This is a genomic window from Streptomyces sp. NPDC101776, assembly GCF_044766845.1.
In the GTDB taxonomy this organism is placed as follows: Bacteria; Actinomycetota; Actinomycetes; order Streptomycetales; family Streptomycetaceae; genus Streptomyces.
In genome coordinates, this window is record NZ_JBIWMV010000011.1 from 51,158 (window position 1) to 74,312 (window position 23,155).

Here is a 23,155-nt window from a genome sequence, read left to right on the forward strand (position 1 = left end):
TACCGGGCCGCACGGAGGTTCCGTACGACTCGCTCTTACGGTGTTGCCTGCTCGACGGAGAGACGCAACGTCTTTGTGTCGAGCGTTCCCTGGGCACGCAGCGCCCGTGGGAAAGCCCGGCGACGTACCGCCAGGTCGAGACAGACCAGGGCGGGATGCAGATACGCACCCCGGCCGGGCAGCGTACCGCGATGATCGGGGACGCATTCGCCCTCGACCGCCACGATCCGCAGCAGTTCTCTCTTGGCCGCTCGCTCCCGGCACCCCACACAGGTGCGTTCAGGGCATGCGCGGGCTCGCGTCCGGCCAGACACTGCTAAGTCTACCTCCCCGCACCGACCTCACCCCTGCGGGGGAAGAATCGAACGGTTGTTGTCGTGATCTAAGCCACTCGCGGCCGAGATCTATTCCCCGCCCTGGTCGGACGGCTGTTCGGTGTCCGGACGGATGTCGATCCGCCACCCGGTGAGCCGGGCCGCGAGCCGGGCATTCTGCCCTTCCTTGCCGATCGCCAGCGACAGCTGGTAGTCCGGCACCGTCACGCGCGCGGAGCGGGCCGCGAGGTCCACCACCTCGACCTTGGAGACCCGGGCCGGGGAGAGCGCGTTGCCCACCATCTCGGCCGGGTCGTCCGACCAGTCGACGATGTCGATCTTCTCGCCGCTCAGCTCGCCCATCACCGCGCGCACCCGGCCGCCCATGGGGCCGATGCAGGCGCCCTTGGCGTTCAGACCGCTGCGGGTGGAGCGGACGGCGATCTTCGTACGGTGGCCGGCCTCGCGCGCGATGGCGGCGATCTCCACCGACCCGTCGGCGATCTCCGGCACCTCCATGGCGAACAGCTTCTTCACCAGATTGGGATGCGTACGGGACAGCGTCACGGACGGACCGCGCACGCCCTTGGCCACCCGGACGACGTACGACCGAAGGCGCATGCCGTGCGGGTACGTCTCGCCGGGGACCTGCTCCTGCACCGGCAGGATGGCCTCCAGCTTGCCGATGTCGACGAGCACGTTCTTCGGGTCGCGGCCCTGCTGGACGACTCCGGTGACGATGTCGCCCTCACGGCCCGCGTACTCGCCGAGCGTCGCGTCGTCCTGCGCGTCCCGCAGGCGCTGCAGGATGACCTGCTTGGCGGTGCTGGCGGCGATCCGGCCGAAGTCGGACGGGGTGTCGTCGAACTCGCGCGCCTCCTGCCCCTCCTCCAGGTCCTCGGGGTCCTCCTTCGCCCACACGGTCACATGACCGGTCTCCCGGTCGAGCTTCACGCGCGCGTGGCGGCGGCTTCCCTCGGTGCGGTGGTAGGCGATGAGGAGCGCCGACTCGATCGCCTCGACCAGCAGGTCGAAGGAGATCTCCTTCTCCCGCACCAAGCCCCGCAGGGCACTCATGTCGATGTCCACGGCTACGCCTCCTCTTCGTTCTCTTCGGTGTCTTCGGTGTCTTCGGTGTCTTCGACATCGGTGTCCGCGATGCCGGTGTCCGCGATGTCGTCGTTCTTGCTCTTGCGGTTGAACTCGACCTGGACGCGGGCCTTGACGATCTCCGCGAACGCGAGCCGCTTGGCGGTGGGCTTGCGTCCCTTCACGCCGGGCACTTCCACGTCCACACCGTCGTCGTCCACGGTGATGATCCGGGCCACCAGCTCACCGCTGTCGGCCAGTTGGAACTTCACCAGTCGGTCGGTGGCGCGTACGTAGTGACGGTGTTCGGTGAGCTCGCGCTCGGCACCGGGTGTCCCGACCTCAAGGGTGTATTCGCCCGCGCCCATCGCGTCGGTCTCGTCGAGCTTGGCGGAGAGCGCGCGGCTCACATCCGCGATCTGGTCCAGATCGGCACCCGTGTCCGAGTCGACGACCACGCGCAGCACCCGCTTGCGTCCCACCGAGTCCACCGCGACCTCTTCGAGATCGAGTCCCTGGGAGCCGACGAGCGGTTCCAGCAGTTCTCGCAGCCTCTCGCTCTGGGTCGTGCTCATCCGGGTGACTCCTCGGCCGCGTGTGCTGTTGTGGGTAGGGCGTGTGTCTGCTCAAAGGGTATCCGGTCCGAGGGTGTGTTGCCGTCCACGTGCGGCTGGACCGGTGCCGGTGACTGCCCTCGGGCGGGTGCGCGGGTACCGTGATCACGGGCATGCCGCCCCTCCCTCTTTTCGCCCGCCTTTTCGTTCGTACGAGCCCCCCGAGGACGATCTGCCGTGCCGTTCCCCCCACCTCCGCGCACCCTTCCGGGGCTGCGCAGAAGGAGCCTGCTCGCCTCGGCCGCCGGAGCCGCCCTCCTGGTGGGCTGTTCCACCGACGGGGACGACTCCGGGACCACGGGCGGCAGCGAGTCCGCCGCCGAACACGCACGCGCGCGTGCGGCCACCGACAGCGAGACCCTCCTCGATCGCTACGACGCGGTACTCACCGCGCACCCGACCCTCGCGGAGCGCCTGAACCCCCTGCGCGCGGAGGTCGTCCGGCACGCGACGGCCTTCGGGGGCGGAAGCGGCGGTTCTACGGCTTCTTCCTCGCCGTCGCCGTCGCCGTCGGCGTCCGCGTCGCCCGCCCCCGTCGCGGCGACCCCTGGTGATGCCCTGGCCGATCTGGCCACCGCCGAGCGGGCTCTCGCCGACCGACGGGCCAAGGCACTGATCGACCTGCCCGGCGAACTGGCCCGCCTGCTGGCCTCGGTGGCCGCCGCGGGGGCCGCGCACGCGTATCTGCTGACGGAGGGTGCCAAGTGAGCAGCGAGGAGAAGGCCGCGGAACTGACCGCCCTGCAGGCGGCCCTGGCCGCCGAGCACGCGGCGGTGTACGGCTACGGCGTGGTCGGCGGCCGCATCCGCGAGGGCCGGCGCACCGAGGCCAAGGCGGCCTACGACGCCCATCGCGCCCGGCGCGACGCGCTGGTCCGCGAGGTGCGGGACCTGGGCGGCAAGCCCGTGGCCGCGTCCGCCGGATACGCGCTGCCCTTCCCCGTGCCGGACTCGGCGGCGGCCGTACGGCTCGCCGCGGAGCTGGAGGACCGGGTGGCCGGGGTCTACTCGGACCTGGTGCGGGCGTCGACGGACGGGGTACGCGGTACGGCGACCGAAGCGCTGCGGGAAGCGGCGGTGCGGGCGGTGCGCTGGCGCGGCGGGAGCGTACCCTTCCCTGGTCTCGCCGAGCGGGCCGCGACTCCCACGGCCTCGGCGACACCCACGGCGTGATCCGTACGGGGACGCAGACGGCAGGACCGTAGGAAGGGAACAACTCGCGCATGGCTTTCGAACCGCCGCGGCGTCTGGTGAGGGCGCTCGGGGAGACGGCACCGAGCGGTGACGACTGGTTGGAGAAGCTGCCCGAGCTGGCCCAACAGGCTGTTGATCTACGCGAGTTGACCGTGGAACGGGTGCAGGTTCCCGGTGGGCGCAGCAGTCTGGTCGTGCTCGTACGGCGGCCCGACGGGACCCCGGCGGTGCTGAAGCTGGCCCCGCGCCGGGCGCGTCCCGAGAGCGAGCGGGCCGCGCTGGCCCGCTGGGGCGGGCTGGGTGCCGTGCAGCTCGTCGAGCCGTTCGGCGCCGAGGGCGTGCTGGTGCTGGAGCGGTTGCAGCCGGATGTGTCGGTGCGGTCGTTGCCCGAGGCGAAGGCGTTGCTGGAGGCGGCGGGGACGTTGCGGCGGCTGTGGGTGGAGCCGCCCGGTGATCACACGTTCGAGACCGTCGCCGAGCGGACGGGGCGACAGGCTCTGGTGATGCGTGACAGTGGGGCGGAGGTTGCCTCGTTGGTCTCGGCCGCGCTGGATGCGCGGGAGGCGTTGTTGGCCGCGCCGCCGGAAGTTCGGTTGCTGCACGGGACGTTTCGGCAGAGCAAGGTGCTGGCGGGTGAGCGGGTGCCGTGGCTTGCCGTCGGGCCGGATCCGGTTGTTGGTGAGTGTGCGTTTGATCTGGCTCGGTTGGTGCGGGACCGGGTCGAGGATTTGATCGCCACACCCTCGGGGGCGTCCACAACTCGGCGGCGGGTCAAGCGACTTGCTGAGTCGCTGGATGTGGATCAGGAACGGTTGCGGGGGTGGACGTTGTTCCGGGCGGTGGAGTCCGGGGTGCGGGCACTGCGCGTGGGGCGGCCCCGGGATGCTGAGTTGTTGCTGGAGTTTGCCGGGTGGCTGTAGGTCGTGTGTTGGCTGCGGGTGCGTGGGGGCTGGTCGCGCCCACGCGGCGGAGCCGCAAATCCAAACAGCCCCGCGCCCCTAGACAGTGGGCGTTGGCTTCAAAGCTAGGACCGGGCAGTCGGAAGCCGCTTGGCGAGCTCGTTTCGTTGCGCGCGGCGGTATCGGGGTGCCGTCCAGTAGCGGGTAGCCCCACTCGTCCAAGGTGATGTGGTCCGGGAGGAGTTCCGCGCAGAGGCCGTGTGCCTGGCAGGACGTCCAGTCGATGTCGAGCTGTTGTTGGTCCATGGTCAGTGGGCCTCGTTCGGGATCGGGAGCAAGGGGGTGCGGTCCGTTGTCGTGCACAAGCCCCTTGCGTGGGCGTCGAGTTCGGCCGCGAAGGTGGTCAGCGCGCTGCGGACCAGGCGGACCGTGCCGTCGGGGTGGTGGCAGGCGCCTCGGCCGTCCACCAGGCCGGACCAACGGGCCACGTCCTGGCGGGTGTTGGCCTGGGGGCCGGGGGTGGCCAGGGTCTGGAAGGCGGAGGCGATGCGCGGCAGGCCGTTGAGGCAGGGGCCGCACTGGCCGGCCGATTGCAGCGCCAAGTAGCGGAGGATACGGGCGGTTTCGGCTACCCCGCAGCGGTCTGTCGGGAGTGCGGCCAGGACTCCCGCTCCCAAGTCTCCTGCGTCCAGGGTGCGTTGGGCTGCCTCGGCGGTCGGGATCCAGGTGCCGTGATAGCCGCCGACCAGTACCGCCGATGTTCCCCGCAGGGGCAGAAGTCGGTTCAGGGGGAGGCCGAACGGGGCTTCTACGACCCGGACTTCACGGTTCGGCACGTGCAGGGTGCACAGCGTGCTGCCGGGCTGGGTGGGGGTGCCCGCGCTGCGGAACCAGTCGGCGCCGTAGCGGGCGACCAGGGCCAGGTGGGCCAGGGTCTCGACGTTCTGGACGAGTGTCGGGGCCTTGTGCACACCGCGTTCGCGGACCGGCGGGCGCTGGTGGCGGGGCAGTGGGGCGTTCCCGGAGACGTACTGCGCGAGGGCCGACGCCTGGCCGGACAGGAAGCGTTTGGGGAGGCGAACGACCTTCACCTCAAGCGGATCGTTTCGCTGTGCCAGGGCCGATTCCAGGTAGGACGCGCCGTCCTCCACCGCCAGGTGCGCCTCCCCCGCGCCCACCGCTCGGGCCGCCAACTGCAGCCCGTCCAGGACCAGATGGGGTGACAGGCGCAGGAGCGTCTTGTCCTTGCGGCTGGCCGGTTCGCCCTCCGCGCCGTTCGCCACGGCCACGGGTGCGCGGCCCGTGCGGCGGCTCGCGTCGGCCACCGCGACGAGCTTGCGGTACGTCGGGAACGCGGCGCCTCCGCGTCCGGTGAGGCCGGATTCGGCGACGGTTCTCAGCAGGCCGTCGGGATCGCCGTACGACAGTGGGCCGTAGCGGAGTTCGTGGGTGGCGAGGTCGGCCGCGGTGCCGCCGGGGGCGAGGAGGCGGGGGGACATGTAGACGTCGGTGAAGGTCGTCGTGGTCGTGGTCATGAGCGGGCTCCTTCGGCTGTGCGGAGCAGGGCCGCGGGGGTGCGGCGGGAGGCGCGGGCGGAGTGGGCCGTGCGGATGCCGAAGGCGGCGACCACGGCGGCCACGCAGGACACGGTCAGCCAGGTCATCCAGTCGGTGCCGGTGTCCGAGCCGATGCCGATGCCGTGGATCAGGGCGACCGGCCAGGAGGCGTAGGCCAGCCAGTGGACGGCCCGCCAGGTGCGGTGGCCGAGGCGTTCCCGCAGGAGGCTGGTGACCAGGACCGCGAGCATCAGGTCGAGGGCGACCGTGCCGAGGCCGAGCCAGAACGGCTGGTAGTCGGAGACGAAGGGGACGACCGCGTCGAGGACGGTGATGTTCACGTATCCGTCGATCACGGCCACCGCGATGTGCAGCGCCAGGAACGCGGTCGCGGAGAGGGAGAGCGTGCGGTGGAGGTTCACCGTGCCGAAGCGTGGCAGGCCGGGGAGCCGGGTGCGCAGGCGGACCGCGATGCCGAGCAGGACCACGACCGTGAACAGGACCAGGCAGACGGCTCCGGTGGCGCGGTTGGCGTACCAGAGGGTTTCGGAGCTCATGCGGCGACCGCCGGGGAGGTCGGCCAGCCCGGGGTCGTGACGACCGTGCCGTCCTGGGCGACCAGGCGGGCCGGCAGGCCGAGCCGGGTCAGCCAGCGTTCGGCGCCCGCGCCCTTGACCAGGGACGCCGTGCTCGCCGCGTTGGCGTCGGCGCAGGTGGCGGCGGCCACCGAGACGGTGCGCCAGGGGCTGCGGACGGGCAGGCCGGTGCGCGGGTCGACGATGTGGTGCAGTTCGTGGCCGCTGCGGCGCCAGTTGCGGGCGGAGGTGCCCGAGGTGGCGAGGCCGCCGGAGCGCAGGCCGATCGTGGCGTACGTGCCGTGCGCGGGCGTCTCGTCGACGGAGCCGGTGACGTCCTGGACGCGGATGTTCCAGCCGCCGGCCGGGGGCTCCCCCGCCACCGCCGTGTCGCCGCCGAGGCTCACCAGCACTCCGCAGCCGGCCACGTCGGCGAGCATCGCGGCGGCCTTGTCGGCGGCCCAGGCCTTCGCCGTCGCGCCGAGGTCCAGACGGACGCCGGCCGGGACGGTGACCGTGCCCGTCGTACGGTCGAGGGTGATCGTGCGCCAGCCCGGGGCGCGCTTCACGGTGAGCCGGACCGGGCAGTCGTCCTCGCGGACGAGGGTGAAGTCGCGGTCGTAGCCGATGGCGTTCATCGCCGAGCCGACCGTCGGGTCGACCGCGCCGTCCGTCGCCTCGGCGGCGCGCAGGGCGACCGCGAGGGCTTCGGCGAGCAGCGGACTCACGATCACCGGGCGGCCCAACGAGGCGTCCAGCGCGGCCAGTTCGGAGTCGGTACGGAATCGGCTGCACGCCGCGTCGACCTCGGCGAGGTGCCGGGCGAGGAGCAGGTTGCAGGAGTCCAGCAGAGCCGGGTCGGTGACGACCAGGCGGACGCCGGTGCCGAGGGCACGCCAGTCGGCGGCGGCGGTCGTACGCAGGGTCGTTGTGGTCATCACGACGCCCCCGACGTGGAGTCGGTGGAGCCGCCGGAGGAGGACGTCACACCGGACGAGGACGACTGGAGGTCCGACGAGGACGAGGACGAAGAAGATGAGGAGGAGGATGAGGAGGACGAAGAGGTCGAGCTGTCCGACGCAGAGGAACTGGATGAAGAGGCCGACGGCGACGGGGACGATGTGCTCGTCGTGCCGGTGCTGCCCGTCGCCGTGTCCGCTTCCGCGTCCGACTGCATCGTGCCGACCAGGGCGAACACCCCGGCCGCCGCCGCCAGCGTGACCGCCGCCGTGGCGGCCGCGACGCGCCGCTTGCCTCTGCGGACCGCCGTAGCGGCCCCACGCTCCTTGACTGTCATGACCGTTCCCCTCCGCAGTGACGCTCTGTCACGTACTACGGTCGGGGACCAGCCTGAGAGAAGTCTGTGAGGCGCCCATACGCCTGCGCAGAACTCCCTGAGAGATCTCTTACAGGGCGGGCGGCGCGGTGGCCAGGCGGGCGATCGCCTCGTCGACGGTCAGTTCCTCGCGCTCGCCGGTCCTGCGGTCCTTGAGTTCCAGGACGCCCTCGGCCGAGCGGCGGCCCGCGACCAGGATCTTCGGTACGCCGATCAGCTCCGAGTCGGTGAACTTCACGCCCGGGGAGACCCCGGCGCGGTCGTCGACCAGGACGCGCAGGCCGGCCGCGCGCAGCTTCTCCGAGACGTCCAGGGCCAGTTCGGTCTGGAGGGCCTTGCCCGCGGCGACCACGTGCACGTCGGCCGGGGCGACCTCGGCGGGCCAGCACAGGCCCTTGTCGTCGGCGGTCTGCTCGGCCAGGGCGGCCACCGCGCGGGAGACACCGATGCCGTAGGAGCCCATGGTCACGCGGACGGGCTTGCCGTGCCGGCCCAGCACGTCGAGCTTGAGGGCGTCGGCGTACTTGCGGCCGAGCTGGAAGATGTGGCCGATCTCGATGGCGCGGTCCAGCTTGAGGCCGGTGCCGCACTTGGGGCAGGGGTCGCCCTCCTGCACCACCACGACGTCGACGTACGCGCCGACCTCGAAGTCCCGGCCCGCGACGACGTACTTGGCGTGCGTGCCCGCCTTGTTGGCGCCGGTGATCCAGGAGGTGCCGGGGGCCACGCGCGGGTCGGCGATGTACGTGACCTTGTCGCCCAGGCCCTGCGGACCGACGTAGCCGCGCACCAGGTCGGGACGGCCGGTGAAGTCCTCCGCCGTCACCAACTCCACGGCGGCGGGGGCGAAATGGGCCTCGACCTTGCCCAGGTCGACCTCGCGGTCACCGGGGACTCCTACGGCCACGATCTCGCCGTCGACCTTCACGAGGAGGTTCTTCAGGGTGGCGGAGGCCTCGACGCCGAGGTGCGCGGCGAGGGTCTCGATGGTGGGGGTGTCGGGGGTGGGGATCTCTTCGAGCGCGGGCACGTCGGTCGCGTCCACGGACGTCAACTCATACGTGATCGCTTCGGTGTTGGCGGCGAAGTCGCAGTTCGGGCAGTCCGCGAAGGTGTCCTCGCCGGCCTCGGCCGGGGCGAGGAACTCCTCCGACTTGGAGCCGCCCATCGCGCCCGCGGTCGCGGCGCAGATGCGGTAGTCGAGGCCCAGGCGCGCGAACACCTTCTGGTACGCCTGGCGGTGCAGGGCGTAGGAGTGGGCGAGGCCCTCGTCCTCCGTGTCGAAGGAGTACGAGTCCTTCATCAGGAACTCGCGGCCGCGGAGGATGCCGGCGCGGGGGCGGGCCTCGTCGCGGTACTTGTGCTGGATCTGGTAGAGGATGACCGGCAGGTCCTTGTAGGAGGACGCCTGGTCCTTCACGATCAGCGTGAAGATCTCCTCGTGGGTCGGGCCGAGGAGGTAGTCGCCGCCCTTGCGGTCCTGGAGACGGAACAGCTCGGGGCCGTACTCCTCCCAGCGGCCGGTCGCCTCGTACGGCTCGCGGGGCAGGATCGCGGGGAGCAGCACCTCCTGGGCGCCGATCGCGTCCATCTCCTCACGCACGATCCGCTCGACGTTGGAGAGCACCTTCTTGCCCAGCGGCAGCCAGGACCAGATGCCGGCCGCGGTACGGCGGACGTAGCCGGCCCGCACGAGCAGCTTGTGACTGAGGACCTCGGCGTCCGCCGGGTCGTCGCGCAGCGTCTTCGCCATCAACTGGGACATGCGCTGGACCGGTACGTTCGCCATGGTTCCTGTACTCCTGCCGGGAAAGGGTGATGGCTAGGAGGTTAGCCGGGCGTGCTGTGCCGGTGGAAATCGGTTAGCGACGGCGGAGGGGCAGCGGGGCACCCATGACCGCGTACGGCTTGGGGGCGCTCGGGAACAGGACCTGGCGGGCGAGGTCCTCGTAGCCGAGGGAGCGGTAGAGGCCCCGGGCCGGGCTGTCGGTGTCGATCGCGGAGAGGATCGAGCGGGGTTCGGTGGCGGCGTCCGTGATGGTGGTGATCAGGGAGCGGCCGGCGCCGCGGTTCTGGTAGTGCGGGTGGACGTGCAGCTCGGTGATCACGAAGGAGTGGTCGAGCCACTCGTCGTGATCCCGGGCCCGGAGGTACGGCTCTACGACCGTGGACCACCAGTGGGCGCGGTTGTTCGGCATGCCGTAGACGAAGCCGACCAGGCGGCCTTCCGTGGTGGCGCCGAGGGCGCGGGCGCCGGGGTAGGTCATGTGGCGCAGGACGATCTGGCGTCTTACCGCTACCTCGTCCGCGCCCAGGCCGAAGGCGAGGGCCTGTACGGCGAGGGCTTCGTCTACGTGGGTCGAGAGGTCCAGGGGGGCGATCACGACGTCTTCGGGGTGGCGGTGGCCGTGACCGGGAAATCGCATGTGGGGAGAGTACAGGGGAGTTTTGGTTGTTGTTCGGGTGCGGGTCTGTCGTGGTTGCTCGCGCAGTTCCCCGCGCCTCTGGGGGGTGGGCCCTTAGGTGGCTCAGAAGAGAATGCTCATGAAGGCGCCGACCTCTTGGAAGCCCACCCTCAAGTACGCCCTTCTCGCTGGGGTGTTGAAGTCGTTGACGTAGAGGCTGACCATGGGGGCCACGTCCGCGAGGGCGAAGCGCAGTACCGATGCCATCGCGGGGGCCGCCACGCCCATCCCCCGGTACTCGGGGGCCACCCAGACGCCCTGGATCTGGCAGGCCTTCGGTGTCGCCGCGCCGATCTCCGCCTTGAAGACGACCTTGCCGTACTCGTCGAGGCGGGCGAACGAACGCCCGGCGCCCACGAGTTCGGCCACTCGGGCCTGGTAGAGGAGGCCGCCGTCGCCTGCCAGCGGGGAGACCCCTACCTCCTCGGTGAACATCGCCACGCACGCCGGCATGATCGTGTCCATCTCGTCCTTGCGGATACGGCGGACGTACGGGTCGGGGGCGATGTCGGTGGGCATGCGGTCGGCGACCATGAGGGGCTGACGGGCGCGGACCTCGCGGGCCGGGCCCCAGCTCGGTTCGAGGAGCCGCCACAGCTGGGCCGTGGCGTCGGCGGGGCCGACGATCGAGGAGCAGCGGCGGCCTGCCCGGCGGGCGCGGTCGGCGAAGGCGCGGACCGCGCGGGGCGTGGCGCAGATCGGGACGAGGTTGGCGCCCGCGTAGCAGAGGGACGTCAGCATGCCGTCCTCGTACCAGCCCCACATCTCGCCGCCGAGCCGCCAGGGGTCGAGGCCCGCGACCTGCACCCGTGACGTCACGAAGGCGTTGGTGACCGGCTCGCGGTCGAGTACGGCGAGCGCGGCGTCCAGGTCGCTCGGTTCGAGCACCCGAGAGGTGGTCTGGGTCAACACGTGCGGGGCCTCACCCTGAGGGTCTGCTGATCTCCGCACTGTACCTGCGGAAGCTGAGCGGTGCCGCACCGTGCCGCCGGCTTTTCCGTGGGGGTGGGGGGTGTGGGCGTCTCTGGGGGCTGCCGCCCCCAGGCCCCCGCTGTCGGCCTGGACGGCCTCGTCCTCAAACGCCGGACGGGCTGGGGATGCGGCCTGCGCTGAGAAGTGGAGCCTCCAGCCCTTCGCGAGTGGAGCCCAAGACCTCGACCGGTGCGGGCCAAGACCGTTGAGCTCGCCTCGGATCCTTCAGCCGGCGCCAGACCCACCGGCCCGCCTCGGTCCCTTCAGCCACCCCAGACCTTTGGCCGGCGTCAGACCAATCGCCCCGCCGAAGCCCCTTCAAACCGCCTCGGTCCCTCAGCCCGCCTCAGGCCTTTGGTCCGCCTCAGGCCCATCGACCCGCCTCAGACTTTGGCCTGCCTCATACCCATCGGCCCGTTTCAGACCTTGGCCGACCTCAGACCTTGGCCCGCCTCAGACACATCAACCCGCCGAAGACCCCTCAGCCGGCCTCGGCCCCATCCGGCCCGCCCCAGCCCCTCAGGCCCGCCCCAAACACGTCAGCCCGCGACAGCCACCGTCGGCTCGCCGGAGGCGACCCCGTCCGCCTCCATCTGCTCGGCGATCTTCATGGCCTCCTCGATGAGGGTCTCCACGATCTTCGACTCGGGGACGGTCTTGATGACCTCGCCCTTGACGAAGATCTGGCCCTTGCCGTTGCCGGAGGCGACGCCGAGGTCGGCCTCCCGGGCCTCGCCCGGGCCGTTCACCACGCAGCCCATGACGGCCACGCGCAGCGGGACCTCCATGCCCTCCAGGCCCGCCGTGACCTCCTCGGCCAGCTTGTAGACGTCGACCTGGGCGCGGCCGCAGGAGGGGCAGGAGACGATCTCCAGGCGGCGGGGCTTGAGGTTCAGGGACTCCAGGATCTGGAGGCCGACCTTGATCTCCTCCACCGGCGGGGCGGAGAGCGAGACGCGGATCGTGTCGCCGATGCCCTGCGAGAGGAGGGCGCCGAAGGCGACGGCCGACTTGATCGTGCCCTGGAACGCGGGGCCCGCCTCCGTGACGCCGAGGTGCAGCGGGTAGTCGCACTGCGCGGCGAGCTGGCGGTACGCCTCGACCATCACGACCGGGTCGTTGTGCTTCACCGAGATCTTGATGTCCTGGAAGCCGTGCTCCTCGAAGAGGGACGCTTCCCAGAGGGCGGACTCGGCCAGCGCCTCGGGGGTCGCCTTGCCGTACTTCTTCAGCAGTCGGCTGTCCAGCGAGCCCGCGTTCACGCCGATCCGGATCGGCGTGCCGTGGTCCTTCGCGGCCCGCGCGATCTCCTTGACCTTGTCGTCGAACTGCTTGATGTTGCCCGGGTTCACACGGACCGCCGCGCAGCCCGCCTCGATCGCGGCGAACACGTACTTCGGCTGAAAGTGGATGTCCGCGATGACCGGGATCTGCGACTTGCGCGCGATGGTCGCGAGGGCGTCCGCGTCGTCCTGCGTGGGGCAGGCGACCCGGACGATCTGGCAGCCGGACGCGGTCAGCTCGGCGATCTGCTGGAGCGTGGCGCCGATGTCCGACGTACGCGTGGTCGTCATGGACTGCACCGACACCGGCGCGTCGCCGCCGACCGCCACGGATCCGACCTGGATCTGGCGGCTCTTGCGGCGCTCGGCGAGCCGGGTGGGAACGGACGGCATGCCGAGAGAAATCGCAGTCATGTGCTGTGCAACCCCAAGTCGTGGTTCAAGGCCTGGTCCCGGAACAGCGGGCTCCAATATTCGAGATTACGGCACGGCCGTGAACGAGGGCACACAGTCTCCTGACGGTGCACTGAAGAGTGACGGCTGTCGGTCGGGCCGCAGGCCCAGGGAGAGCAGGGCAGGCCGCGCGGCGGAAGGGTCGCGGACGCGGTGGCTCCGAGCGGCCGACCGTCGGGTGCTCCTCGGCACGGCGGGATTCGTCCTCGCGGCCGACGGCCTGCGCCTCGCCGTGCGGCGCGGAACGTACCGCACGGCGAGGCAAATTTCTGCCCGGATGGCAACTCCGATGACAGACTTGATGACAGACCTGATGATCAACCGCTGTAAATCGGCGCGCTGGCGTGATTTCTCACAATTTCCTCGGCCTGCCCGGGATCGTCTATTTTCGTGAGACCGGCGAATTCCTCGGCATCGATATCCAATTCCCCGATCCTGCTGTCCTCGCTGCTGACGTACAGGACAACAATGCAGCGAAGGATTTCGGTCTGACTCGTCCTGTCGCGACGGGACGACTGGACGATCGCGAAGTGCTTGTGCGTCTGATCCAGATGCGGGCCAACCGGATCCGGGGCGATGCTGCGCAGGCCGCGCGCGAGGGCCGCATCCTGTAGCCGGGACAGTTCTCCGGCGGACATCTCGGCGACACGCACCGTCGACTCCCGGCCGGTGCCCCGCACTTGGGCAAAGAATATGCCCGCCACAACCGCGAAGACCGTCGCGGCGACCCAGGCCCAGGACCGACCGATCAACGCAGCGGCGAGCAGTGCGAGCGCGGTCAGTGCGAGGAGGCTGGCGGCTTTCGTCCTACCGGCACTCTTCTGCATTTCGAGTTCCTTCTCCGATCGAATCTGATACCGGCCGCGCCGGCGCGGCCTGTTGACGGCCGCGCCGGCGCCCAGTCTAGTGCGCTACCGGAACCTCCTCCAGCGCCACCTCATCCTGATTCGGGCAATCCGCAGCCGCATCCGGAGTCGCCATAGGGCCGCCCGGGTACCGAAACTGCTGCCCGCGGAAAGGCGAGCCGCTAGCCCGCCGCCTATCCCGCCGGCGGCGACACTGATGCCGAAGGAACCCCAGCTCCAATGCCCTGTGTGGTAATTGGAGACCGTATAAGCGGCCGCCGCGGCAGCCATGCCCACGGCTACACCGCACACCACGCTCGCGGCGCAGGCGACACCGCCGATGAACCCGGCCACGCCGAAGGCGCCCGCGGCGTAGTCGCGCCAATGGTTCCTGAAGTGGTGCCCGACCGCTCTGGCGCTACGGCACGCCCAGCCCCAGTGCCGCCAGCAGCGACCGTCGAGGTCGAACTTGTTCAGCGGATCGGCGCCGACGTAGTCGTAGGCGTTGGCCGATCCTCCGGGGACGGGATCCACCTGGAGGAACCGACCCGACGTCGGGTCGTAGAGGCGGATACCCATGAGGGTGGCCCCGGTGACCGTCTCGGTGGAGCGCTGCTTGCCGCCGAGCCAGCCGTAGCGGGCGGTGGTGGCGGTGCCCTCCGGGCTTCCGTACTCGTCGTAGGCGAGTGCGGTCGCGGCCTGCGAGGTGTCCAGCGGCAGGGTGACCGTCACATCGCCGTGGATGTCGGTCAGTTGCAGGATCGTGCCGCCGGTGGCGGTGGTGGTCGCGTCCAGATCGCCGCCGCTGCCCTGGACGTTGCGGGTGATGGTTGAACTGGTCTCCTGGATCCAGTCGGGGCTGTCACTGTCGGAGCCGTAGTGGTTGGTCCTGGATCCGGTCTGGATCCAGGTGCCGCTGGTGTCGGATTCGGTGGTCCAGGCGGCGAGGCGGCCGACCGCGTCCAGGTTCCAGGTCTGCCGGCCGGTGCCGGAGGTCTGCTGGCGGACGAGGTCGTTGGCGTAGTAGCCGATGGTGGCGCCGGAGGCCTGGGTGGTGGTGCGGCCGAAGGCGTCGTAGACCGTGCCGGTGGTCTGTAGTCGGTCCGCGCTGTCGTAGGAGTACGACGTCGTCGTTCCGCCCGTCGAGGTGCAGGCCGCGCCGATGTCGGCGGTCTCGGTGGCCAACGCCGTGCGGTTGGTGTTGTTGTCGAAGGTGTAGTCGCGGCGCGTGCAGGCGCCGTCCGGGTCGGTGTCGTCCGCCCTGGTGAGGCGTCCGGCCGCGTCGTAGGTGTAGCCGCGCGCCCGGGTTTGGCCGGCGGTGTCGGTGTCGGCCACGATCTGGCCCTGGACGCTCTCGTCCGTGCTGTCGGCGGCGACGACGGTGCCGTCACTGTCCTGGGTGTAGACCCGGGAGATCTCGGCGCCGGTCTCGTCCTGGCCGGTGGTCAGGGTGTAGCCGCCCGGCAGGGACTCGGTGCTCAGGTCGCCGTCCGCGTCGTAGGTCGCGGCGAAGGAGCCGGCGACGGAGTCGGTGCGGGAGGTCTCCAGGCCGCGCGGGTCCTTGGTGGTGTCGTAGGTGTAGGTGGTCGTCGAGGGGGCGGAGTCGGTGGTCCTGGTCACGCGGCCGAGTGCGTCGTAGGACGTGGCGGCGGTGTTGCCGGCGCCGTCGTTGTAGGAGATCTCCCGGCCGAGCTGGTCGTAGGTGTGGGTGACGGTCTGCCCGTTGGAGGTGACCGTGGCCACGTCACCGCTGCCGGCGTCGTAGGTCGTGGTCGTGTCGGGTACCGCGGTGCCCACTCCGCCGCTGACCGCGGTGGTCGTCAACCGGCCTGCCGCGTCATGGGTGTCGGTGGTGGTGCGAGTGACGGAGTTCGCGGTCTCGGTGGTCTTGGCGGTATTGCCCCAGCGGTCGTACTCGATGGTCTTGGTGGGCAGTTGGGCGGGGTTGGAGCCGCCGCCGGTGATGGTGCCGGCCGGGCCGGTGGAGCAGAGCAGGTCGGCCCATTCCGGTCTGCCGTTGCACGTTCCGGTGCCGGTGGCCGCGTAGTAGGTGGTAACCGTGGCGCCCGCGTCCGAGCCGGACGACTTCGGCAGGGTGGTCTTGATGACCCGGCCCTGCGAGTCGTACGACGTGGTGGACTTGAGCGCCAGCCCGGACGGGTCGGTGGTGGTGCTGGTGGCCACGCCCTTGACCCAGTCGTACGCGGTGCTCGTGGTGCGGGTGTCCGCGTCGGAGGGGTAACCGTCCACGTACGCGCCGACGGTGGAAGTGGTGACCTGGTTGGCGACGGTGGCCGTGCCGTCGGTCGGGCGACCCTCGTCGTAGGTGTTGACGGTGTGCTCGCGGGCCGGGATCTCCGTGCCCGTGGGCAGGTCGGTGCCGGCGGTGCCCGCCGCGAGCGCCGAGGTGAGGGTCACCTGGTGCAGCGGCCCGTACTCGTCGGTCTCGCGCAGTCCGTCGGAGGAGTACACCGAGCGGGTCGACAGCAGCTCGGCCCGGTCGGCCGAGGTCAACTGGTCGATGCTGAGCGCGACTTGCTCGGCCAGCCCGGCACCGCTGGTGGTCAGGGCCAACTCGCGGTTGGACGCCGTGAGTTGCCGGACGGTGTTGCCGAAGCGGTCGTATTCGGTGGTGGTGAGGTGTCCGCCCGGTGTGGCGGTGTTGACCTCCCGGCCGGAGGCGTCGGTGTAGGTGACGGTCGCCCGGGTGTAGGCCGAGGCCGCAAGGTCCGAGCCCGTGTTGGACGTCGGTACCGAGTCGGCGGGGAAGACCGCGGTCGCGTCCGTCGGTACGTCCGACTGCCCCCAGCCTCCGACGTCCGAAGTGCCCATGGCGTCGGGCGCCTTCGAGCCCGTCAGGGGCACGTCGTAGACCACGCTGGTGGTGGCCGTGGTGCCGTCGGTGGTGCTCTTCGTGCCAGCCGTGAGGTTGGGGCGGGAAGCCGACAGCAGCATGCCCGCACCGGCGGTGGCGGCGCTGCCGGCCGTGCCGTAGGTGAAGGTCCAGGGCAGTTCGCCGGGCGGGGTCAGCGTCGTGATCCGGCCCGAACTGTCGTAGGTGTAGGCGGTCTTCAGCGCGGGGCTGATCCGCGGGTCCCACTGCTCGCGCAGGTGGCCGGTGGTGTCGTAGGCGTACTGCGAGACCACGGTGGCGGTCGCCGCCGAGGCGCCCGGGTCGGTGGCCCACTCCTTGATCTGCTGGACCTGTCCGGTGTAGTCACCCAGCGCACTGGACGTGGCGGTGGTGGAGGTGGCGTAGACGAACTCCAGCAGCCGGCAGCCCGCCGTGGACGGTGTGGTCTGGCAGGTGGAGGCCGTGGCCGCCGAGGCGGGGGCGATGACGTACTTCGGACGCGCCAGGGTGCTGCTGCCCGAAATCACCTTCTCCGAGACCACTTTGGTGGTCGAGTTGTCGGTCGGCAGGTAGGTGCTGGACACCTGCCAGGTCGTCGCCGTCGGGTCCACCTTCACGAAGGTCGTCGTGGTGCCCGCGTCGTCCTTCAGCGTGAAGGAACCGGTCAGCGACCCGGTCAGGGTCAGGTCCTCCGAACCGGGTTCCGACTTCCAACCGCCCGCCGAGGTGGCGGTGAAGCCGGTCTCGTCCCCGTCGACGTCCACCAGCGCCACCGAAGTCGCCGACGTCCGGCGCACGTCCACCCAGTCCGAGTCGGTGATCTCCGCCGTCGTCCCCGAGGTCCACTGCGGGCCGAAGATCGCCACTTGGCCCTCGGCATCCGCGCCCGCCGTCGGGCGGCGGGACGAAGCCGTACGCGACACCGACAGGTCGAAGCCCGACGCGTCGGTCGCCGAGAGCGTGAAGTCGCCGGTGAGGGTGTTGACGGAACCCGGGCCGACGTCCGTGCTCGGGGCGGTGCCGGCATTGCGGTCGAGAGTGATCGTGTGTGGCTGGGAGTAGGCCGTGGTGGTGCCGTCGGTGAAGGCCGCCCGGATGTCGATCGGGCCGTCCTGCGACAACGAGGTGGTGACGTTCCACGTCAGCTCCGCCGGGGAGCCGCCGGTGACCGCGATCGGCCAGGCCGAAATCGCCGAGCCGTCCGCCGACTTGGTGACGTCCGCGGCCGGGACACTGGTCCAGGAGTCCGTCTCGCCACGCCGGTACTGGTAGGTGACCCCGGTGTAGGTGGACTTGCCGGTCGAGGTCAGGCTGAGGCGGCGGGCCGCGCTGTCGCCCGCGCCCGGGGTGAGCAGGCCCGCACCGTCGCCGACGCCGAAGGCGTACGTGGTGGTGGCCGTGGAGAGGTTGCCGCCGGAGTCGACGGTCTTGGCGTACAGCTTGTGCCAGTCCTCGCCCGGGGTGACCGTGATGGTCAGCGGGTCGCCGCCGTTGCCGTCCGTGGTGTCGTAGACCCGGTTGGGGATCGAGGAGTCGTCGAGACCCCAGGCGAAGCCCATACCATCCGTGGACGTGGTGTCCAGGGTGCAGGTCGCGCCGCCGGTCGCCGTCGCCGTCCAGGTGTCGGCGGTGTACGGGTCGCAGCTGATGGTGGGTGCGGCGGGCAGCGCGGTGTTCATCACGAACGTGGTGTAGCCGGACCAGGCCCCGTAGTCCGTGCCGTCGTAGCCGCGCACCCGGAACCGCAGGTGCGTGCCGGCCGGGAACGCGGACGCGGAGGGGATCTTGAAGGTCGCGCTCGCGCCGGAGGCCACCGAGGCGGAGGTGCCGGTGTACGTGTACGTGGTGTCCGCGTACACCGGGTCCGCCGTGATCTCGAACTGGCCCTTGACCGTGGAGCCGTCCGCGTCGGTGACCTTCGCCGACAGCGTCGGGGTCAGCGAGGTCACGTACCGCTTGCCGTTGTAGGCGTTGACCGCGCTCGGCGAGATCGCCGACGCGCTCGTCGTCGCGTACGAGTTGTAGGTCACCACCAGCTTCGGCGCGTACCCGGCGGTCGAGTAGTTCGCCGAGCGGAACCGCCGCCAGGTGGTCGAGTCGGTCTCGCTGTCGCCTCGGATCTGGAGGCCGTAGTTGGCGGAACCGTCCGCCCACGCCTGCGTGATCGTCTGGAGGCTCCAGTTCGACCAGTTCGCCGCGCAGGTGGAACCGCCCCAGTGACCGGTGTTGCTCGACTGGCCCGTGGTCGTCGTCGACGGCTGCGCACCCCAGGTGATCGCCGAGGACGTCCACGTCGAGGTGATCCGCTTGGCCAGCGTGGGCGAACCGCTCGTGTCACAGGTCGCCGAGTAGTAGTTGTACAGCGACATCACCGACGAGGTGATGTGCTTGCCGGCGAACTTCGACGCGTCGAACTTCAGATACGAGCGGGCGGTGTCCGTCCCCGCGTCGTACGTCCCCGACTTCAGTTCCTCCGAGGAGATCTGCGAGTCGGGATAGTCCGGGTTCTGCACCCAGGTGTCCGTGGTCACCGCGAGCGTGGTGGTCGGGTCGACCGTCACCGGGTACGTCGCGGTCGCCAGGAACGTGCTGTCCGGGGTGAGGACGAGGGCCTGCGCGCCATCCGCGGCGGTCTCGACCTTCGTCGCCACCTGCTCCTGATGCGCCGACTCGCCGGACGCCTTGTCCTTGCTGGCGTCCCACATCATCGGGGCGGGCGCCTCGGCGACCAGCTTCCCGGCCGAGTCCTTCAGCAGCAGATGCCCGGAGGCGGCCTGCGAGAGCTTCAGTCCGTCCAGGTTCAGCGGGATGCGGTAGGAGACCGCGTCACCCGTCGGCTGCTGGGTGAGCCGGATGTTCTCGGAGAAGCCCTGCGCGAGCGCGCTGACGGACAGGCTCTGGCCGCTGCCCAGGTCGTAAGTGGCCGTGTTCTTGGCCACCTTGGGCGTGGGCAGCTTGTCCTGCCAGCCCAGACCGAAGGACTCCTTGCCCTTGGCCACCGACGCCAACTGCTTGTCCCCGCCGTCCGACACGGCGATGTCGGCCGCCGCGGCGGCCGGGGTGAGGTCGGCGCCGGTGTCGGACAGCGCGGTGTCGATGTTCTTCCACGTGCCGTCGACCTTGGTCCGGATCGGTCCGGCGTACGCGGCTGTCTCCAGCTCCCCACTGGGCAGCGCGTACGTCGTCGAATCCGACGCCCGCTCCGACAGCACCTCGATCTTCCGGCCCTGAAGGCGGGCCATCAACACCGCCGACGCCTCGTCCTGCGCCTCGGCAGGGCCCTGCGCGCTCTTGGAATCGGCCTTTGTGGACGCGGAACCGGTACTCGTCGCGGGGGCGGCGAACGCCAGCCCGCTGTCCTCGGCCACCAGTGCCGTCTCGACGGCCATGACCATCACGATGCCGACGGCTATCTGCCGCAGCCACCTGGCCCGGTCTCGCCGGCTCGGTCTCGATCTGCCCTGGGGCAGGGTTCTGTGACGCACGATCGGAATCCCCCTCCGTCGTTTTGGCACCCCCGCGACTGGGGGCGCGGAAAAACGAACCGATCTTCACAGAGGGCTTAGATCGCGATCGTGGAGGCAGCACGAGGTCCCAAGCCAATCCCAAGTCGAGGCCAAGGACTGGGTGATTCCTCTTCTCGACCACCGCGCCGAATGCGGTGAATCGCCCCTCATCGAGCACTTCCGTTTCGGCTCGGCCGGGTACGACGAGACGCGGCCGGGACGACGAGGGGACCCGAAACTTTCCCCATAGTTGACGGAAGAGCCGACCAAAGCGCAAAGACCGTCGCGAGCGGGGTGAAGCGCTTGCTCAAGGCCACCAATCGCCACCAGCGGGACAAAGGTACGTCGTCACCAACACGACAAAGACGCGCTGCCCACTCGCGCACAACGCGAGCGGGCAGCGCGCCCCGAGGTCACCGCGACAGCGGACGAGCACTCACATCCACTGCCTATGTGATCTTGACCGGGTTCACGACATCCGCGATCAGGACCAGCAACGTGAAGCAGACGAAGATCCCCGCCACCACATACGCGACCGGCATCAGCTTCGCCACGTCGAACGGGCCCGGGTCCGGGCGCTTGAGCACCTTCGCCAGGTTCCGCCGCAGCGCCTCCCAGAGCGCGCCCGCGACATGCCCGCCGTCGAGCGGGAGCAGCGGGAGCATGTTGAAGAGGAAGAGGGAGAGGTTGAAGCCGGCCACCAGCATCAGGGCCATGGCCAGTTGCTGGGTCGGCGGGATGTCCAGGGTGAAGATCTCGCCGCCTACGCGGGCCGCGCCGACCACGCCCATCGGGGAGTCGGCCTGGCGGGGCGCGCCGTCGAAGGCCGCGTTCCACAGGGCCGGGATCTTGCCCGGGAGGGCCGCGATGGAGTCGACGGCCTCGCCCATCCGGTCTCCCATCCAGGTGAGCGAGTCGCCGAAGTCCTGGCGGACGATGCCGGTGGCCGCGCTGAAGCCGAGGAAGCCGGCGGTGACGTACTGGCCCTGGACGATCTGGCCGCCGGAGTCCTTCTTGGCGACCTGGTTGCTCGCGATCTTCGCGTGCAGGGTGACGTCCTGGCCCTTGCGCTCGACGACGATCGGGACCGTCTTGCCGGGCGCGGCGCGGATCAGGTCGGAGAGTTTGTTCCAGTCGGTCGTCTTGACGCCGTTGAAGCTGAGGATCTTGTCGCCCGCCTTGAGGCCCGCCGCGGCGGCCGGGGAGGCGGGGTCGGTCGCCTTGCAGGTGTCGCGGTTCTGGTTCTGCGCGATCACGCACTGGGAGACCGAGCTGACCGTGTTGGTCTGCTGCGAGATGCCGAAGCCCATCAGGACGGTGAGAAAGAGCGCCACCGCGAGGATGAGGTTCATGAAGGGGCCCGCGAACATCACGATGACCCGTTTCCAGGGCTTGCGGGTGTAGAACAGGCGGGTCTCGTCGCCGGGCTCCAGCTCCTCGAAGGCCGCCGAGCGGGCGTCCTCGATCATGCTGCGCCAGGGCGAGGTGGAGCGGGACTCGATCCTGCCGTCGGGGCCGGGCGGGAACATGCCGATCATGCGGATGTAGCCGCCGAACGGGATGGCCTTGAAGCCGTACTCGGTGTCGCCCTTCTTCCGGGACCAGATGGTCGGGCCGAAGCCGACCATGTACTGGGGCACCCGGATGCCGAAGAGCTTGGCCGTGGACAGATGCCCCAGCTCGTGCCAGGCGATCGAGACCAGCAGGCCGACCGCGAAGACGACTATGCCGAGGATCATCATCAGGGCTGTCATGCACGCGCCTCCGCGTTCGCCGTGGTCGTCTGCGCTGTCAGTTCGCGGGCCCGGGCGCGTGCCCAGGTCTCCGCTTCGAGGACGTCCGGCACGGTCAGGGAAGTTCCCGTGGCCGGTGTCCCGTGTTCCTCGACCACCCTTGTCACCGTCTCCATGATTCCGTTGAACGGCAGCGCGCCCGCGCGGAACGCCTCCACGCACTCCTCGTTCGCCGCATTGAACACCGCCGGGGCCGTACCCGCGAGCTGTCCCACATGCCGGGCGAGGCCGACCGACGGGAACGCGTCGGTGTCGAGCGGGAAGAACTCCCATGTCGACGCCTTGCTCCAGTCGAACGCGGGCGCCGCGTCGGGCACCCGCTCGGGCCAGCCGAGCCCGATGGCGATCGGCCCGCGCATGTCGGGGGGCGTCGCCTGGGCGAGTGTCGAACCGTCCGTGAATTCCACCATCGAGTGGACATACGACTGCGGGTGCACGACCACCTCAATGCGATCGAAGGGAATGTCGTACAGCAGATGCGCCTCGATCACTTCGAGACCCTTGTTCACCAGGGTCGCGGAGTTGATCGTGATCACCGGGCCCATCGCCCAGGTGGGATGCGCGAGAGCCTCTTCTACGGTCACCCGCGCCAGGTCCGCCTTCGTACGGCCGCGGAAGGGGCCGCCGGACGCGGTGACGACCAGCTTGCGGACATCGGCGCGGGTACCGGCGGCGAGCGTCTGGAAGAGCGCCGCGTGCTCGGAGTCCACCGGGATGATCTGGCCGGGCTTGGCGAGCGCCTTCACCAGCGGGCCGCCGACGATGAGCGACTCCTTGTTGGCGAGCGCGAGGACGCGGCCCGCCTCCAGGGCGGCGAGGGTGGGCGCGAGGCCGATGGACCCGGTGATGCCGTTCAGCACGGTGTGGCAGTCGGAGGCGGCGACCTGGGTGGCCGCGTCGGGACCGGCGAGGATCTCGGGGAGCGGCTCCCCTTTCCCGTACCGCGCCGCGAGCGCTTCGCGCAGTGCCGGTACGACGTCCTCGCGGGCGACCGCGACCGTCCGTACCCCCAGCCGGTGCGCCTGCTCGGCGAGGAGCCCGACCCGGCCGCCGTTCGCGGAGAGCGCGGTGACCCGGAAACGGTCCGGGTTGCGCAGTACCAGGTCGATGGCCTGGGTGCCGATGGACCCGGTGGACCCCAGGATCACCAGGGCCTTGGGACCGTCGCCCACGACGGGGTCGTAGACGAGATGTGGGTCGGCGAGGGGTGCTGGACTGTCGCTCATCCCTCCATTGTTGCCGCAACGGGTGCCCGGGGGGACAGCGGTTCCCTCGGGCGGGTGGCTTATCGGCTCTCGTCGGTGATTGAAGGGAAATCCCCCTTTGTGAATGAGGCGTGAAGGTCTTGTGATAACACTTCTGTCCTACGTCGGTGGACGACCGACGAGTGGACGACATCCTGGGGGGA

At 70.2% G+C, this 23,155-nt stretch carries 19 protein-coding genes; 4 read left to right on the forward strand and 15 right to left on the reverse strand.

The window, feature by feature from the left end:
* Nucleotides 1–35: 35 nt before the first annotated feature.
* The 3 genes from ACIRRY_RS29960 to rimP all read right to left on the reverse strand — a co-directional run bounded on the left by ACIRRY_RS29960 (nt 36) and on the right by rimP (nt 1,978).
* The gene (locus ACIRRY_RS29960) at nt 36–314 is read right to left on the reverse strand and encodes a YlxR family protein (RefSeq protein ID WP_200690319.1); all 279 of its coding nucleotides are present in this window, start codon (nt 312–314) and stop codon (nt 36–38) included.
* Between the two features lie 90 nt (nt 315–404).
* Nucleotides 405–1,403 carry a transcription termination factor NusA gene (nusA, locus tag ACIRRY_RS29965; RefSeq protein WP_403978483.1) on the reverse strand — a complete coding sequence of 333 codons (999 nt, stop codon included), beginning with the start codon at nt 1,401–1,403 and terminating at the stop codon, nt 405–407.
* 2 nt (nt 1,404–1,405) lie between these two features.
* Nucleotides 1,406–1,978 carry a ribosome maturation factor RimP gene (gene rimP / locus ACIRRY_RS29970; protein ID WP_403978485.1) on the reverse strand — a complete coding sequence of 191 codons (573 nt, stop codon included), beginning with the start codon at nt 1,976–1,978 and terminating at the stop codon, nt 1,406–1,408.
* Between the two features lie 216 nt (nt 1,979–2,194).
* Between rimP and ACIRRY_RS29975 the strand changes: the two genes are divergently transcribed.
* Genes ACIRRY_RS29975 through ACIRRY_RS29985 form a run of 3 tightly spaced genes read left to right on the forward strand, consistent with a single transcriptional unit; the run spans nt 2,195 to nt 4,130 of the window.
* Entirely contained in the window at nt 2,195–2,725 is a 531-nt protein-coding gene (locus ACIRRY_RS29975) for a hypothetical protein (protein ID WP_403978488.1), read from the forward strand.
* Entirely contained in the window at nt 2,722–3,189 is a 468-nt protein-coding gene (locus tag ACIRRY_RS29980; RefSeq protein WP_403978490.1) for a ferritin-like domain-containing protein, read from the forward strand. The genes ACIRRY_RS29975 and ACIRRY_RS29980 overlap by 4 nt, the downstream gene beginning before the upstream one ends.
* Nucleotides 3,190–3,239: 50 nt before the next feature.
* Entirely contained in the window at nt 3,240–4,130 is an 891-nt protein-coding gene (locus ACIRRY_RS29985; RefSeq protein WP_403978493.1) for an aminoglycoside phosphotransferase family protein, read from the forward strand.
* A 78-nt stretch (nt 4,131–4,208) separates the two neighbouring features.
* Here the strand turns inward: ACIRRY_RS29985 and ACIRRY_RS29990 are convergent, their stop codons facing one another.
* From ACIRRY_RS29990 to ACIRRY_RS30005, 4 genes are read right to left on the reverse strand one after another with little or no spacing between them, the layout of a single operon-like run.
* Nucleotides 4,209–4,415 (reverse strand): ferredoxin, encoded by a 207-nt coding sequence (locus ACIRRY_RS29990; RefSeq protein ID WP_403978496.1) that lies wholly within the window; start codon nt 4,413–4,415, stop codon nt 4,209–4,211.
* 2 nt (nt 4,416–4,417) lie between these two features.
* Nucleotides 4,418–5,644 carry an NADH-ubiquinone oxidoreductase-F iron-sulfur binding region domain-containing protein gene (locus tag ACIRRY_RS29995; RefSeq protein ID WP_403978499.1) on the reverse strand — a complete coding sequence of 409 codons (1,227 nt, stop codon included), beginning with the start codon at nt 5,642–5,644 and terminating at the stop codon, nt 4,418–4,420.
* Nucleotides 5,641–6,222, reverse strand: coding sequence for a ferric reductase-like transmembrane domain-containing protein (locus ACIRRY_RS30000; protein ID WP_403978502.1), 582 nt, complete (start codon nt 6,220–6,222; stop codon nt 5,641–5,643). Before ACIRRY_RS30000 ends, ACIRRY_RS29995 begins: the two co-directional genes overlap by 4 nt.
* Entirely contained in the window at nt 6,219–7,178 is a 960-nt protein-coding gene (locus ACIRRY_RS30005; protein ID WP_403978504.1) for an FAD:protein FMN transferase, read from the reverse strand. The genes ACIRRY_RS30000 and ACIRRY_RS30005 overlap by 4 nt, the downstream gene beginning before the upstream one ends.
* Before the next feature lie 15 nt (nt 7,179–7,193).
* Between ACIRRY_RS30005 and ACIRRY_RS30010 the strand changes: the two genes are divergently transcribed.
* Nucleotides 7,194–7,607 (forward strand): hypothetical protein, encoded by a 414-nt coding sequence (locus tag ACIRRY_RS30010; protein WP_403978507.1) that lies wholly within the window; start codon nt 7,194–7,196, stop codon nt 7,605–7,607.
* Nucleotides 7,608–7,646: 39 nt separating this feature from the next.
* Here the strand turns inward: ACIRRY_RS30010 and ACIRRY_RS30015 are convergent, their stop codons facing one another.
* The 8 genes from ACIRRY_RS30015 to dxr form a co-directional block, all read right to left on the reverse strand.
* Nucleotides 7,647–9,365, reverse strand: coding sequence for a proline--tRNA ligase (locus ACIRRY_RS30015; RefSeq protein WP_403978510.1), 1,719 nt, complete (start codon nt 9,363–9,365; stop codon nt 7,647–7,649).
* A 73-nt stretch (nt 9,366–9,438) separates the two neighbouring features.
* Complete coding sequence (locus tag ACIRRY_RS30020) at nt 9,439–10,002, reverse strand: GNAT family N-acetyltransferase (RefSeq protein WP_403978513.1); 564 nt, start codon at nt 10,000–10,002, stop codon at nt 9,439–9,441.
* A 102-nt stretch (nt 10,003–10,104) separates the two neighbouring features.
* Complete coding sequence (locus ACIRRY_RS30025) at nt 10,105–10,953, reverse strand: GNAT family N-acetyltransferase (protein WP_403978516.1); 849 nt, start codon at nt 10,951–10,953, stop codon at nt 10,105–10,107.
* Between the two features lie 599 nt (nt 10,954–11,552).
* Nucleotides 11,553–12,710, reverse strand: a complete 1,158-nt coding sequence (gene ispG / locus ACIRRY_RS30030; RefSeq protein WP_403978519.1) for a flavodoxin-dependent (E)-4-hydroxy-3-methylbut-2-enyl-diphosphate synthase — start codon at nt 12,708–12,710, stop codon at nt 11,553–11,555.
* Between the two features lie 356 nt (nt 12,711–13,066).
* Nucleotides 13,067–13,576, reverse strand: a complete 510-nt coding sequence (locus ACIRRY_RS30035; RefSeq protein ID WP_403978522.1) for a hypothetical protein — start codon at nt 13,574–13,576, stop codon at nt 13,067–13,069.
* A gap of 84 nt (nt 13,577–13,660) precedes the next feature.
* On the reverse strand, nt 13,661–19,837 hold the full coding sequence (locus tag ACIRRY_RS30040; RefSeq protein ID WP_403978525.1) for a DNRLRE domain-containing protein: 6,177 nt from the start codon (nt 19,835–19,837) through the stop codon (nt 13,661–13,663).
* A 566-nt stretch (nt 19,838–20,403) separates the two neighbouring features.
* On the reverse strand, nt 20,404–21,696 hold the full coding sequence (locus tag ACIRRY_RS30045; RefSeq protein ID WP_403979062.1) for a M50 family metallopeptidase: 1,293 nt from the start codon (nt 21,694–21,696) through the stop codon (nt 20,404–20,406).
* 8 nt (nt 21,697–21,704) lie between these two features.
* A complete protein-coding gene (gene dxr / locus ACIRRY_RS30050; protein ID WP_403978528.1) occupies nt 21,705–22,973 on the reverse strand; it encodes a 1-deoxy-D-xylulose-5-phosphate reductoisomerase in 1,269 nt (422 codons plus the stop codon).
* Between the last annotated feature and the right edge of the window lie 182 nt (nt 22,974–23,155).